We start from the raw sequence: 14,849 nt of genomic DNA on the forward strand, positions 1-14,849 counted from the left end.
CTATGAGCGATAAGAAACGTTGGTACGTCGTACAGGCATTTTCCGGTTACGAAGCTCGTGTTGCTGAATCTCTAAAAGAACATATCAAGCTGCATGGCATGGAAGACAAATTCGGTGAAATATTAGTACCGAAGGAAGAAGTCGTAGAAATGCGTGGCGGTGTACGTCGCAAAAGCGAACGTAAATTCTTTCCTGGCTACGTGCTAGTTGAAATGACCATGGACGAAGATTCATGGCATTTAATTAAGAGCGTTCCGCGTGTCCTTGGCTTTATTGGTGGTACAAGCGACCGTCCAACGCCTATTTCTAAAAAAGAAGCGGACGCTATTCTTGACCGCTTGCAGGACTCTGCGGACAAGCCGAAGCCGAAAACATTGTTTGAGCCGGGTGAAGTGGTTCGTGTTACCGACGGTCCGTTTGCTGACTTTAACGGAACTGTTGAAGAAGTTGATTACGAGAAAAGTCGCGTAACGGTTTCCGTCTCTATCTTTGGTCGTGCAACACCTGTCGATTTAGAGTTTGGTCAAATCGAGAAGTCGTGATCAAAAAATCATCAATCTAGCATTGATCAACGGCGCGAATTCACTTATAATTCGCGTCCTTTTTTAACGGGGAGCCGATTGAGTAACTTTACTCTGAAAAGTTACGAGGCGTTAAACCCACAACAGAGGAAATAATCATGGCGAAGAAAGTATCAGCCATTATCAAATTACAGGTAGCTGCTGGTTCAGCTAACCCGTCACCGCCAGTTGGTCCTGCTTTGGGTCAGCACGGTGTAAACATCATGGAATTCTGTAAAGCATTCAACGCGCAAACAGATAGCCTGGAAAAAGGCGCGCCTGTTCCTGTTGAAATTACAGTATTTGAAGATCGTTCATTCACGTTCATCACGAAAACGCCTCCTGCGTCTTTCTTGCTTAAGAAAGCAGCGGGTATCAAGAGCGGTTCTGGCGAGCCTAATACCAAAAAAGTTGGTACTGTGACTCGTGCGCAATTAGAAGAAATTGCAAAAACTAAAGAACCAGACCTTACTGCTGCCGACATGGACGCAGCTGTACGCACTATCGCCGGCTCTGCTCGCGCGATGGGCTTGAACGTGGAGGGCTAATCGATGGCTAAATTAACAAAACGCGCTCGCATGATCGCAGAGAAAGTTGAAGCCCGCGATTACGACGTGAATGAAGCAATTGCACTGTTGAAAGAACTAGCAACAGCAAAATTCACTGAAAGCGTTGATGTTGCAGTAAACCTTGGCATCGATGCTCGTAAATCTGACCAAAACGTTCGTGGCGCGACTGTATTACCAAATGGTACAGGTCGTGACGTTCGCGTTGCAGTCTTTACTTCTGGCGACAATGCAGACAAAGCGAAAGAAGCGGGTGCTGACATTGTTGGTATGGAAGACTTGGCTGAACAAGTTAAGAAAGGTGAAATGAACTTCGACGTTGTCGTAGCATCACCTGACGCAATGCGTGTTGTTGGTCAATTAGGTCAAATCTTAGGTCCTCGAGGCCTGATGCCTAACCCGAAAACAGGTACTGTAACTCCTGACGTAGCAACAGCTGTTAAAAATGCTAAAGCGGGTCAGGTTCGTTATCGCAACGACAAAAACGGTATTGTTCACGCAACAATCGGCCGTGTTGATTTCGATGACGCGAAATTGAAAGAAAACCTTGATGCATTATTAGGTGCGCTTAAGAAAGCTAAGCCTTCTTCTGCAAAAGGTGTTTACTTTAAACGCATCAGCTTATCTACAACGATGGGCGCTGGTGTAAGTATTGACCAGGGTACTGTTAGCGCTGGTTAATTAAGGTTTATGGGTTGGAGCTGCCGTTTGTAATGCTCAAAAGGCAACAAGCAAGGCTCCCGTCCAAGACCGTAGGTGTACCGCGAGAATTTCAGTAGTATCGAATAGCGGCACTTAATTTCCTACGCAGATGGTGATATCCGACTCAGGCTCTCTGGGTAGAGAATCACCGTGACAACGCGGTGGAGGTAACTCCACCTAATTGTAACGTGGAGCTTCGGCTCCAAATTGAAAACGAGGTGATATCAGTGGCAATTGGTTTAGCCGGAAAGAAAGCCATCGTTAAGGAAGTTAACGACGTTGCTTCGAATGCGCTAGCCGTCACCGTTGCTGAATATCGAGGCATCGAAGTTGCCGATATGACTGAGCTTCGTAAAAAAGCACGTGAGCAAGGCGTATTTCTGAAAGTTGTTCGAAATACTCTTGCAAAACGCGCTTTTGAAGGCACTCAGTTCGACGACATGAGCGATGTACTGAAAGGACCTCTTGTTTATGGTTTTTCTATGGACGCACCGGGCGCTTCAGCTCGTTTGTTCAAAGATTTTGCCAAAGAGAACAAGAACCTGCAGGTTACAGCTCTGTCAATCGGTAATGGCATCATGGGTCCTGAGAAATTGGACGCAGTTGCTTCACTTCCGACTCGTGACGAAGCATTGGCTAAATTGCTCGCCACCTTCAAAGAACCTGTTAGCAAGTTCGTTAAAACAGTTAACGAAGTGCCTAGCAAGTTCGTTAGAACGTTGGCAGCAATTAAAGACGCTAAATAATACGTTGGTTTTTTAACCATTTTTTGTAATTATCAACCCAGGAGTTTAGAGTAATGGCTCTGACTAAAGACGATATCTTAAACGCGATCGCTGAAATGCCAGTAATGGAACTGGTTGAACTGATCGAAGCAGCTGAAGAAAAATTCGGCGTTGACGCATCTGCAGCAGTTGCAGTAGCAGCTGGTCCAGCAGCAGGCGGCGAAGCAGCAGCTGAAGAACAAACTGAATTTGACGTAATGCTGAAAGGCGCTGGTAGCAACAAAGTAGCTGCTATCAAAGCTGTTCGCGGCGCAACTGGCCTTGGCTTGAAAGAAGCTAAAGCTATGGTTGAGTCTGCACCAGTTGCAGTCAAAGAAGGTGTTAGCAAAGACGAAGCTGAAGAGCTGAAAAAGCAGCTTGAAGAAGCTGGTGCGGAAGTTGAAGTTAAGTAAGTCGACTTTTGTACAAAATATGGCTCTTTAGGGCCTTGGGCTGGTGGTTAAATAACCACCAGCCTTTTTGCGCTGTATTGCTTGTATCATTTTTGCCCGAGGTTGGGATACAAGTTTTGCAAAAACAACACGGGATCGACAGATAAAAGATTCATCTGTCTTAACCATCGAACCACTCGTTGGTTAGGGTCATCAATCAGCTAGCTGAGGAACCCCATGGCGTACTCCTACTCTGAGAAAAAACGTATTCGTAAGGACTTTGGTAAACGACCGCAGGTCTTAGAAGTACCTTATTTGCTGTCTATGCAGCTTGATTCATTTAAGAAATTTATTGAAGTCGATCCAGATGCCAATAACGGCTTGGAAGCGGCTTTTCGTTCGGTTTTTCCCATTGCCAGCTACTCAGGTAATGCGGAACTGCAGTACGTCAGTTATCACATGGGTGAGCCGGCGTTTGACGTTGAAGAATGTCAAATTCGTGGTATTACCTACTCAGCACCTCTGCGTGTGAAACTGCGTCTGGTCCTGTTTGATAAAGAAGCAGCAGCCGGCACGGTTAAAGACATTAAAGAGCAAGAAGTGTACATGGGCGAAATTCCGTTAATGACAGAAAACGGAACCTTCGTTATCAATGGTACAGAACGAGTTATCGTTTCTCAGCTTCACCGCTCTCCAGGTGTCTTTTTTGACCATGACAAAGGTAAATCACATTCGTCAGGTAAAGTTCTGTATAACGCACGAGTTATCCCATACCGTGGCTCGTGGTTAGACTTTGAGTTTGATCCTAAAGACAACGTGTTCGTTCGTATCGACCGTCGCCGTAAATTACCGGCGTCTATTATTCTTCGTGCACTAGACTACAGCACCGAAGAAATGCTCGATATGTTCTTCGAAACAACCTACTTCGAAATCTTGAAAACCAAAGTCAAGATGGAGTTGGTGCCTGAACGTCTTCGCGGCGAAACTGCGAAGTTCGACATCAAAGGTGCTGATGGTGAAGTATTGGTTGAAAAAGGCCGTCGTATTACCGCACGCCATATTCGTCAGTTAGAGAAACTGGACATTAAAGAAATGGACGTGCCGACTGAATACATGGTCGGAAAAGTATTAGCAAAAGACTACGCCGATAAGAAAACAGGCGAAGTTATTGGCCACGCAAATGACGTATTAACGCTTGAGTTAATTGCGGCATTGAGCGAAGCCGGTATTAAGAAAATTGAAACGCTGTTTGTGAATGATTTGGACCACGGTCCTTACATGAGCGAAACGCTGCGCGTAGATTCAACCACAAACCGTTTGGAAGCGTTGGTTGAAATCTATCGTATGATGCGCCCAGGCGAACCACCGACTCGCGAAGCAGCAGAAGCATTATTCGATAACTTATTCTTCAGCGAAGAGCGTTACGACTTATCGACCGTTGGTCGCATGAAGTTTAACCGCCGTTTAGGTCGTGATGACTTAAGTGGTGATAACACGTTGTCGAAAGAAGACATTATCGATGTCATGAAGAAGCTTATCGAGATTCGTAACGGTCTTGATGAAGTGGATGATATCGATCACTTGGGTAACCGCCGTATTCGTTCGGTTGGTGAAATGGCGGAAAACCAATTCCGTGTAGGTCTTGTACGTGTTGAGCGTGCCGTTAAAGAGCGTTTATCTCTTGGCGATTTAGACAACACCATGCCACAAGACCTGATTAACGCGAAGCCAATCAGCGCTGCCGTGAAAGAGTTCTTTGGCTCAAGCCAATTGTCTCAGTTCATGGACCAAAACAACCCGCTGTCAGAAGTCACGCACAAGCGTCGTATTTCTGCATTAGGTCCGGGTGGTTTGACGCGTGAACGTGCAGGTTTCGAAGTTCGAGACGTACACCCGACCCACTATGGTCGCTTGTGTCCAATCGAGACGCCGGAAGGTCCGAACATCGGTCTTATTAACTCGCTGTCGAGCTTCTCAAGAACGAACGAGTACGGTTTCCTTGAGACGCCTTACCGCCGTATTGAAAATGGTGTCGTTACTGACGATGTCGACTACTTGTCAGCCATTGAAGAGGGCAACTATGTTATCGCTCAGGCGAACGTAGGGCTTAATGACAAAGGTGAGTTAACCGAAGACTTAGTGCCTTGCCGACACAAAAACGAATTTACATTGATGAGTAAAGAGCAAGTTCAGTATATGGACGTTGCTCCTCAGCAAATCGTGTCAATTGCAGCAAGCATGATTCCATTCCTTGAGCACGACGATGCTAACCGTGCTTTGATGGGATCAAACATGCAACGCCAGGCGGTACCAACACTACGTGCAGATAAGCCGTTAGTTGGTACTGGTATTGAACGCACTATCGCGGTCGACTCGGGTGTTACCGTTGTTGCTAAACGTGGTGGTGTCGTTGATTACGTCGATGCGAGCCGCATCGTAGTTAAAGTAAATGAAGAAGAAATGGTGCCGGGTGAAGCAGGTATCGACATTTACAACTTAACTAAGTACACACGCTCTAACCAAAACACCTGTATTAACCAGAAACCAACGGTTAATCCTGGTGAGCCGGTAACGCGTGGCGATGTATTGGCAGATGGCCCGTCGACAGACTTAGGTGAATTGGCTCTTGGCCAAAACCTACGTGTCGCGTTCATGCCTTGGAATGGTTATAACTTTGAGGATTCAATCCTTATCTCCGAGCGTGTTGCGCAAGAAGACCGTTTAACCACTATTCACATTCAAGAACTGAACTGTGTTGCTCGTGACACCAAATTGGGCGCTGAAGAAATTACTTCAGATATTCCGAATGTTGGTGAGTCAGCGCTGGGCAAACTTGATGAAGCCGGTGTTGTTTATGTTGGTGCTGAAGTTAATGGCGGCGACATACTGGTCGGTAAAGTGACACCTAAAGGCGAAACACAGTTAACGCCAGAAGAGAAGCTTTTGAGAGCTATCTTCGGTGAAAAAGCGTCAGACGTTAAAGATAGCTCGCTGCGTGTTCCTAACGGTGTTAACGGTACTGTTATTGACGTGCAAGTCTTTACTCGCGATGGCGTTGAAAAAGATAAACGTGCCGTTGCTATCGAAGAGATGCAACTGGCGAAGGTTAAGAAAGACCTGACAGAAGAATTTAAGATTCTTGAAGAAGGTATCTACAACCGTGCGCGCAACTTGCTATTAGCTAATGGCTTCGATGAAGCTAAATTAGCAAGCATGGACCGTAAAAACTGGTTAACTCAGGACTTAGGTTCTGAAGACGCTCAAGCGCAATTAGAACAAATTGCCGAGCAGTACCAGCAAATTAGTGACGATTTCGATACGAAGTACGAAAACAAGCGTCGTAAAATCACTCAAGGTGATGATTTAGCGCCTGGCGTACTGAAAATCGTAAAAGTCTACTTAGCGGTCAAACGTAGCATTCAGCCTGGTGATAAATTGGCTGGTCGTCACGGTAACAAAGGTGTTATCTCTACTATCATCCCAGTTGAGGACATGCCTCACGATGATGAAGGTAACCCGGTAGATATCGTATTGAACCCATTGGGTGTACCGTCGCGGATGAACATCGGTCAGGTGTTGGAAACACACTTGGGTATGGCTGCTCGCGGAATTGGTAGCAAAATAGACAAGATGCTGAAGCAGCAGCGAGCAATGAAAGAGCTGCGCGACTTCTTACAGCAAGTTTATGACCTGGGTGAGTGCCGCCAGAAAGTCGATATCAGTGAGTTTTCTGATGACGAAGTGATGCGCTTAGCAGGTAACCTAAAAGCAGGTCTGCCAACAGCAACACCAGTATTTGATGGTGCGGTTGAAGAAGAAATTAAAGAGCTTCTGAAACTAGCAGATTTACCTGAATCGGGTCAGATACCACTGTTTGACGGTCGCACGGGTGATAAGTTTGAGCGTGATGTGACTGTTGGTTACATGTACATGCTGAAACTAAACCACTTGGTCGACGACAAGATGCACGCTCGTTCTACCGGCTCTTACAGCTTGGTAACTCAGCAGCCATTGGGTGGTAAAGCACAGTTTGGTGGTCAGCGCTTCGGTGAGATGGAAGTCTGGGCATTAGAAGCATACGGTGCTGCATACACCTTGCAAGAAATGTTGACGGTTAAGTCGGACGACGTAAACGGTCGTACGAAGATGTACAAAAACATCGTCGACAATAACCTGCAAATGGAAGCGGGTATGCCAGAGTCGTTCAACGTATTGTTGAAAGAAATTCGCTCTCTGGGCATCAATATCGAGCTGGAACAGAACTAAGCGTCTGTTGCTGGAATTACTGGGGGAGTGATGTTCACTCCCCATAGGTTGAACTCCGACAGGAGATAAATCGTGAAAGACTTGTTGAAGCTTTTAAAGCCGACGAATCAAGCAGACGAATTTGACGGAATTCGTATTGCTTTGTCTTCGCCAGATATGATCCGCAGTTGGTCATATGGTGAAGTCAAAAAGCCGGAAACTATTAACTATCGTACGTTCAAACCAGAGCGTGACGGTTTGTTCTGTGCGCGTATCTTTGGTCCGGTAAAAGACTATGAATGTTTGTGCGGTAAGTACAAACGTTTGAAGCACCGCGGTGTTATTTGTGAGAAGTGTGGCGTCGAAGTCACCTTAACCAAAGTGCGCCGTGAGCGTATGGGTCACATTGAACTGGCGAGCCCTGTTGCGCATATCTGGTTCTTAAAATCACTGCCATCACGTATCGGTCTTATGCTCGACATGACTCTGCGTGATATTGAGCGTGTATTGTATTTTGAATCTTACGTAGTTACTGAAGGCGGCTTAACGTCTTTAGAACAAGGTCAGATTCTGACAGAAGAAGAATATTTAGACGCTTTAGAAGAACATGGCGATGAGTTCGACGCAAAAATGGGTGCCGAAGCGGTGCTTGATTTATTGCGTGCTGTCGACATTGACGCTGAAATTCAAACGTTGCGCGAAGAGTTACCTGAAACCAACTCTGAAACAAAACGTAAGAAAATCAGCAAGCGCCTGAAGTTGTTAGAAGCTTTCCAAATGTCTGGCAACAAGCCAGAGTGGATGATTCTGAAAGTATTACCAGTACTACCACCAGACTTACGTCCGTTGGTACCGCTGGATGGTGGCCGATTCGCAACATCAGACTTGAACGACCTGTATCGCCGCGTTATTAACCGTAATAACCGTCTGAAGCGCCTGTTAGATTTGGCGGCTCCGGATATTATTGTGCGCAACGAGAAGCGTATGCTTCAGGAAGCGGTTGATGCCTTATTAGATAATGGTCGTCGTGGTCGTGCTATTACAGGTTCTAACAAGCGTCCTCTGAAATCTTTGGCAGATATGATCAAAGGTAAACAGGGTCGTTTCCGTCAGAACTTGTTGGGTAAACGTGTTGACTACTCAGGCCGTTCGGTTATCACCGTTGGTCCTAAGTTACGCTTGCACCAGTGTGGTCTTCCGAAGAAGATGGCTCTGGAGCTGTTCAAGCCGTTTATTTACGGAAAATTGGAGCGTCGTGGTTTAGCAACAACCATTAAAGCAGCTAAGAAAATGGTTGAGCGCGAAACCGCGGAAGTTTGGGACGTTCTGGATGAAGTCATCAAAGAGCACCCAGTACTTCTGAACCGCGCACCGACACTTCACCGCTTAGGTATTCAGGCGTTTGAACCAGTACTGATTGAAGGTAAAGCGATTCAGTTACACCCATTGGTCTGTGCGGCATATAACGCCGACTTTGATGGTGACCAAATGGCTGTGCACTTGCCGCTGACTTTGGAAGCTCAGTTAGAAGCTCGTGCGTTGATGATGTCAACCAACAACGTACTGTCACCAGCAAGTGGTGATCCAATCATCGTACCTTCACAGGACGTTGTATTGGGTCTTTACTACATGACCAAAGAGAAAATTAACGGTAAAGGCGAAGGCATGATTTTCAAAAGCCCGTCTGAAGCTGAAAAAGCTTACCGTAATGGTGATGTAGAACTGCATTCACGCGTTAAAGTGCGTATTACGGACACAACCGCTGACGAAGACGGTAACCGTACGACTAAAACTGCGGTACGTGATACAACCGTAGGCCGTGCATTATTGTCATTAATTATGCCAGAAGGTTTGCCGTTTGAGCTTATCGATCAGGCTATGGGCAAAAAGCCTATCGCTCGTATGCTTAACCAGGCTTACCGTAATCTGGGCTTGAAAGACACGGTTATTTTTGCCGATCAAATCATGTACACCGGTTTCCACTACGCGATGGTTTCAGGTGCGTCGGTTGGTATCAACGACATGGTTATTCCTGAAGCGAAGAAAGAAATCGTCGCAGCGGCGGAAGAAGAAGTTGCTGAAATTCAGGAACAGTTTGAGTCTGGCCTGGTAACCGCTGGTGAGAAATACAACAAAGTTATCGATATCTGGTCAACTGCGAACGAGAAAGTCTCGAAAGCGATGATGGATAACTTGTCGAAAGAAATTGTCACCAATAAAGACGGTAAAGACGAAGAGCAAGCATCCTTTAACTCTATCTTCATGATGGCTGACTCAGGCGCTCGTGGTAGCCCTGCGCAGATTCGTCAGTTGGCTGGTATGCGTGGTCTGATGGCGAAGCCAGATGGCTCAATCATCGAAACGCCTATCGTTGCGAACTTCCGTGAAGGTTTGAACGTACTTCAGTACTTCATCTCGACTCACGGTGCTCGTAAAGGTCTTGCGGATACGGCACTGAAAACAGCGAACTCAGGTTATCTGACTCGCCGTCTGGTCGATGTTTCTCAAGACGTCGTTATCATGGAAGAAGACTGTGGTACACACGATGGACTGACAATGAAGCCATTAATTGAAGGTGGTGACGTTGTAGAGCCATTGCGTGAGCGCGTGCTAGGTCGTGTTCTTTGTGATGACGTTCTGAAGCCGGGTAGCGAAGACGTTCTGTTACCTCGCAACACGCTGCTTGACGAAAAGAACTGTGACATTCTCGAAGAAAACTCTATCGATGATGTTAAAGTTCGTTCGGTTATTACCTGTGACACAGATTTTGGTGTTTGTGCACACTGTTACGGTCGTGACTTGGCTCGTGGCCACATGGTTAACCAAGGTGAAGCGGTTGGTGTTATCGCAGCACAGTCAATCGGTGAGCCGGGTACACAGCTGACCATGCGTACCTTCCACATTGGTGGTGCGGCATCGCGTGCAACGGCTGAGAACAGCGTACAAGTTAAGAACTCAGGTACTATCAAGCTGCACAACGCGAAGTGGGTTGTAAACAGCGATAAAGAGCATGTAATTACTTCTCGCTCGACTGAGTTGACGCTTATCGATGAATACGGCCGTGAGCGTGAGCGTTATAAAGTACCTTACGGTGCGGTATTGAAAAAAGGTGAAGGTGATGCAGTTGAAGGCGGCGAGACTGTCGCTAACTGGGACCCGCATACTCACCCAATCATTACCGAGGTGGAAGGTCGTATCAAGTTTGTCGACTTAATTGACGGCGTTACTATGACGCGTCAAACCGACGAGCTGACAGGTCTTTCAAGCATTGTAGTACTGGAAACTGGTCAACGTACCAGTGCCGGTAAAGACATGCGCCCAATGGTTAAATTGGTTGACGGTAAAGGTAACGACGTGAACATCGCCGGTACCGATATTCCAGCGCAATACTTCTTGCCAGGTAACGCTATCATCAACCTGGAAGATAACGCCGAAGTTAAAGTCGGTGATACCTTGGCGCGTATTCCGCAAGAAGGTTCGAAGACTCGTGATATTACCGGTGGTCTTCCGCGTGTTGCTGACTTATTCGAAGCGCGTCGTCCGAAAGAGCCTGCAATTCTGGCAGAGAAGACAGGTACGGTGTCATTTGGTAAGGAAACCAAAGGTAAGCGTCGCTTAATCATCACACCAAACGATGGTGCTGAGCAGCACGAAGAAATGATTCCGAAGTGGCGTCAGCTTAACGTGTTCGAAGGTGAACAGGTTGAGAAAGGTGAGGTTATCGCCGATGGTCCGGAAGCACCACACGATATCCTGCGTCTGCGTGGCGTAAGCGCTGTAGCAAACTACATCGTGAACGAAGTTCAGGAAGTTTACCGACTACAGGGTGTTAAGATTAACGATAAGCACATCGAAACGATTGTTCGTCAGATGTTGCGTAAAGCGTTAATTCTTCGTGCGAATGATACTAACCTGCTGGAAGGCGAAATGGTTGAAATGGCGGAAGTGCTTGCAGCGAATGCAAAAGCAGAAGCTGAAGGCAAAACGCCAGCATCTTTCGAGCGTCAGCTATTAGGTATCACTAAAGCGTCACTGTCGACAGAATCGTTCATTTCTGCGGCGTCGTTCCAGGAAACAACTCGTGTCCTGACCGAAGCAGCGGTAGGCGGACGTAAAGACAGCTTACGCGGCCTGAAAGAAAACGTTATTGTGGGTCGATTAATTCCGGCAGGTACCGGTTACTCGTATCACAAAGAACGTATGCAGCGTCGCCTCGACGAGTTACAAGTTGATGAAGAGCCATCAATGACTGCAGAGCAAGCTGAGCAACAATTAGCGGACGCTCTTAATGCAGGAAACGAGTCACCAAAAGACGACTCTGCTGAATAAACAAATACGCTTTTAGCCTATTTGTACAGAAGCCAGTACTAATAATAGTGCTGGCTTCTTTTTTATAACCTTGACAGGTGAAAATATGACCATTAGAATTTCGGCTCCCGATTTTCGGGATCCGACTTTGTATGGTCGGAAAAAAGCGATTTTTCACGCACATTGTGCGCGCTAAAAAGCGACATCAACTAAACTAGGAGTAATGAATGGCAACAGTTAATCAGCTGGTGCGTAAAGGCCGTCAAAAGCCCGTTGTGAAAAGCAACGTTCCGGCTCTTGAAGCGTGCCCTCAAAAACGCGGAGTATGTACCCGTGTTTACACCACAACCCCTAAGAAACCGAACTCTGCAATGCGTAAAGTTTGCCGTGTTCGTTTAACCAACGGTTACGAAGTATCTTCGTACATCGGCGGTGAGGGACATAATTTACAAGAACACTCAGTCGTACTGATTCGTGGCGGTCGTGTAAAAGACTTGCCAGGTGTTCGTTACCACACCGTTCGTGGTGCACTTGACTGTTCAGGTGTTAACGATCGTAAACAAGGCCGTTCTAAGTACGGCGCGAAGCGGCCTAAGTCTTAACGGTTCTCCGTTAGTAAGGCCAAACTGTAATTCATAAGTTTTGGGTAATACCCTGAATTAATCGGAGAATATTGAGATGCCAAGAAGACGCGTCATAGGTCAACGTAAAATCCTACCGGATCCTAAGTTCGGATCAGAGTTGTTGGCTAAGTTTATCAATGTCGTCATGGTTGACGGCAAAAAAGCAGTCGCTGAAAAGATTATCTACGGTGCACTGGACATCCTGGCAGAGAAGTCAGGCAAAGGTCATCTGGACGTTTTTGATGATGCACTAGAAAACGTGCGTCCTACCGTCGAGGTTAAATCTCGTCGCGTTGGTGGTTCTACCTACCAAGTTCCAGTTGAAGTTCGTCCGGTACGTCGTAACGCACTGGCTATGCGCTGGTTAGTTGATGCAGCGCGCACCCGTGGTGAAAAATCAATGTCGCAGCGTCTGGCAGCTGAAATGCTAGATGCATCAGAAAACAAAGGGTCAGCTGTGAAGAAACGTGAAGACGTTCACCGCATGGCTGAAGCAAACAAAGCGTTTGCTCACTATCGCTGGTAAATTCACAGTTAACCTAGAAAGGAGTTTATTGTGGCTCGTAAAACTTCCATTGAGCGCTATCGTAATATCGGTATCTGTGCTCACGTAGACGCTGGTAAGACAACCACGACAGAACGTGTGTTGTTCTACACTGGCCTGTCTCATAAACTTGGTGAGGTGCACGATGGTGCAGCCACCATGGACTGGATGGAGCAAGAACAAGAGCGTGGTATTACTATCACCTCAGCAGCAACGACCTGTTTCTGGCAGGGTATGGATAAGCAGTTCCCTGAGCATCGTGTAAACATCATCGATACTCCTGGACACGTTGACTTCACCATTGAAGTTGAACGTTCTCTGCGTGTTCTTGACGGTGCTGTCGTTGTTTTGTGTGCGTCTTCAGGTGTTCAGCCTCAAACAGAAACTGTTTGGCGTCAGGCGAATAAATATGAAGTACCACGTATGGTATTTGTCAACAAGATGGACCGCGCAGGTGCGGACTTCTTGTCAGTTGTTGATCAGATGAAAACACGCTTGAACGCAGTTGCTGTACCAATGCAACTGCCAGTAGGTTCGGAAGATAACTTCCGTGGTGTTGTTGACTTGATCAAAATGAAATTCGTCAACTGGAATGACGAAGACATGGGTACGTCTTTCACTTATGAAGACATCCCTGCTGATATGGTTGACCAGTGTGAAGAGTATCACGCTGAGTTGGTTGAAGCTGCGGCTGAAGCTAACGAAGACCTGATGAATAAATACCTTGAAGAAGGTGAGTTAACAGAAGCTGAAATCAAAGAAGGTCTTCGCGCTCGTACATTGGCGAACGAAATCTGCTTGGTAGCTGCTGGCTCAGCGTTCAAAAACAAAGGTGTTCAAGCAGTACTGGATGCGGTTATTGAATATTTGCCGTCTCCTACAGAAGTTAAGCCAATCACTGGTATTTTGGATGATGAATCAGAAGGTGTGCGTAAATCATCTGATGATGAGCCTTTCTCAGCATTGGCATTCAAAATTGCAACAGACCCATTCGTTGGTACTTTGACCTTCGTACGCGTTTACTCTGGTGTTCTTAATCAAGGTGACGGTGTCGTTAACCCTGTTAAGAATAAGAAAGAACGTGTTGGCCGTATGGTACAGATGCACTCTAACAGCCGTGAAGAGATCAAAGAAGTTCGCGCTGGTGACATCGCGGCACTAATTGGTCTTAAAGACGTAACTACTGGTGACACGCTGTGTGATCCAAACAACAAGATCATTCTTGAGCGTATGGAATTCCCAGAGCCGGTAATCTCTGTTGCGGTAGAGCCGAAAACTAAAGCTGACCAAGAGAAAATGGGTATCGCTTTAGGTAAATTGGCAGCAGAAGATCCATCGTTCCGTGTTAAAACGGACGAAGAATCTGGCCAAACTATTATCTCTGGTATGGGCGAGCTTCACCTGGACATCATCGTTGACCGTATGAAGCGTGAGTTCAAAGTTGAATGTAACGTTGGTCAACCTCAGGTTGCATATCGTGAAGCCATTCGTAAGCCGGTTGAAGTCGAAGGTAAATTCGTACGTCAATCAGGTGGTCGTGGTCAGTTCGGTCACGTATGGCTGAAACTTGAGCCAATGACCATCGAAGAAGACGATGAAGGCGAAGACATTACTTACGAATTCGTTAACGAAATTGTTGGTGGTGTGGTACCAAAAGAGTACATCCCAGCAGTTGATCGTGGTATTAAAGAGCAAATGGAGCAAGGTGTATTAGCTGGCTACCCAGTATTGGGTGTTAAAGCAACCCTATATGATGGCTCTTACCACGACGTTGACTCGTCAGAAATGGCGTTTAAGATCGCTGGTAGCATGGCTTTCAAAAAAGGTGCAATGCAAGCTGACCCAGTTCTGCTTGAACCAATGATGAAAGTCGAAGTTATTACTCCAGAAGAGTCGATGGGTGATGTTGTTGGCGACTTGAACCGTCGTCGTGGTCTCATCGAAGGTATGGAAGAAGCGCCAGGTGGCTTGAAAGCGGTTAACGCTCAAGTTCCACTGTCTGAGATGTTTGGTTACGCAACTGATTTGCGTTCACAAACTCAGGGTCGTGCATCTTACTCGATGGAATTCCTGAAGTATGGTGAAGCACCAAACAACATCGCTGAAAAAGTGATGGCTGAGCGTAACGCTAAAGGTTAAGTAAGG

The 14,849-nt window shown here is 46.5% G+C and carries 10 protein-coding genes; all 10 read left to right on the forward strand.

The window, feature by feature from the left end; translation table 11 throughout:
- The first annotated feature begins 2 nt into the window (after positions 1 to 2).
- The 10 genes from nusG (at position 3) to fusA (ending at position 14,843) form a co-directional block, all read left to right on the forward strand.
- The gene (nusG, locus tag UM402_RS01815; protein WP_053953121.1) at positions 3 to 542 is read left to right on the forward strand and encodes a transcription termination/antitermination protein NusG; all 540 of its coding nucleotides are present in this window, start codon (positions 3 to 5) and stop codon (positions 540 to 542) included.
- A gap of 137 nt (positions 543 to 679) precedes the next feature.
- A complete protein-coding gene (gene rplK / locus UM402_RS01820) occupies positions 680 to 1,108 on the forward strand; it encodes a 50S ribosomal protein L11 (protein WP_011233603.1) in 429 nt (142 codons plus the stop codon).
- A 3-nt stretch (positions 1,109 to 1,111) separates the two neighbouring features.
- The gene (gene rplA / locus UM402_RS01825; protein ID WP_053953120.1) at positions 1,112 to 1,807 is read left to right on the forward strand and encodes a 50S ribosomal protein L1; all 696 of its coding nucleotides are present in this window, start codon (positions 1,112 to 1,114) and stop codon (positions 1,805 to 1,807) included.
- 248 nt (positions 1,808 to 2,055) lie between these two features.
- Positions 2,056 to 2,574 carry a 50S ribosomal protein L10 gene (gene rplJ / locus UM402_RS01830; RefSeq protein ID WP_058576827.1) on the forward strand — a complete coding sequence of 173 codons (519 nt, stop codon included), beginning with the start codon at positions 2,056 to 2,058 and terminating at the stop codon, positions 2,572 to 2,574.
- 53 nt (positions 2,575 to 2,627) lie between these two features.
- Positions 2,628 to 3,005 carry a 50S ribosomal protein L7/L12 gene (gene rplL, locus UM402_RS01835; RefSeq protein WP_058576741.1) on the forward strand — a complete coding sequence of 126 codons (378 nt, stop codon included), beginning with the start codon at positions 2,628 to 2,630 and terminating at the stop codon, positions 3,003 to 3,005.
- 216 nt (positions 3,006 to 3,221) lie between these two features.
- The gene (gene rpoB / locus UM402_RS01840; protein WP_058576742.1) at positions 3,222 to 7,250 is read left to right on the forward strand and encodes a DNA-directed RNA polymerase subunit beta; all 4,029 of its coding nucleotides are present in this window, start codon (positions 3,222 to 3,224) and stop codon (positions 7,248 to 7,250) included.
- Between the two features lie 72 nt (positions 7,251 to 7,322).
- Positions 7,323 to 11,558: a DNA-directed RNA polymerase subunit beta' gene (gene rpoC / locus UM402_RS01845; RefSeq protein WP_058576743.1), complete on the forward strand. Its 4,236-nt coding sequence runs from the start codon at positions 7,323 to 7,325 to the stop codon at positions 11,556 to 11,558.
- A gap of 206 nt (positions 11,559 to 11,764) precedes the next feature.
- A complete protein-coding gene (rpsL, locus tag UM402_RS01850) occupies positions 11,765 to 12,139 on the forward strand; it encodes a 30S ribosomal protein S12 (RefSeq protein WP_006956845.1) in 375 nt (124 codons plus the stop codon).
- A gap of 76 nt (positions 12,140 to 12,215) precedes the next feature.
- A complete protein-coding gene (gene rpsG / locus UM402_RS01855; protein WP_053953115.1) occupies positions 12,216 to 12,686 on the forward strand; it encodes a 30S ribosomal protein S7 in 471 nt (156 codons plus the stop codon).
- Positions 12,687 to 12,716: 30 nt separating this feature from the next.
- A complete protein-coding gene (gene fusA, locus UM402_RS01860) occupies positions 12,717 to 14,843 on the forward strand; it encodes an elongation factor G (RefSeq protein ID WP_058576744.1) in 2,127 nt (708 codons plus the stop codon).
- Positions 14,844 to 14,849 lie beyond the last annotated feature (6 nt).

The organism is Idiomarina sp. OXR-189 (genome assembly GCF_034373425.1).
Classification (GTDB): Bacteria; Pseudomonadota; Gammaproteobacteria; order Enterobacterales; family Alteromonadaceae; genus Idiomarina; species Idiomarina zobellii.

What these genes read in the sequence shown, in the direction of transcription:
- rpoB (WP_058576742.1), top strand. Translation starts at nt 3,222, where the DNA reads ATGGCGTACTCCTACTCTGAGAAAAAACGTATTCGTAAGGACTTTGGT.
- rpsG (WP_053953115.1), top strand. Translation starts at nt 12,216, where the DNA reads ATGCCAAGAAGACGCGTCATAGGTCAACGTAAAATCCTACCGGATCCT.
- rplL (WP_058576741.1), top strand. Translation starts at nt 2,628, where the DNA reads ATGGCTCTGACTAAAGACGATATCTTAAACGCGATCGCTGAAATGCCA.
- rplK (WP_011233603.1), top strand. Translation starts at nt 680, where the DNA reads ATGGCGAAGAAAGTATCAGCCATTATCAAATTACAGGTAGCTGCTGGT.
- rplA (WP_053953120.1), top strand. Translation starts at nt 1,112, where the DNA reads ATGGCTAAATTAACAAAACGCGCTCGCATGATCGCAGAGAAAGTTGAA.
- nusG (WP_053953121.1), top strand. Translation starts at nt 3, where the DNA reads ATGAGCGATAAGAAACGTTGGTACGTCGTACAGGCATTTTCCGGTTAC.
- rpsL (WP_006956845.1), top strand. Translation starts at nt 11,765, where the DNA reads ATGGCAACAGTTAATCAGCTGGTGCGTAAAGGCCGTCAAAAGCCCGTT.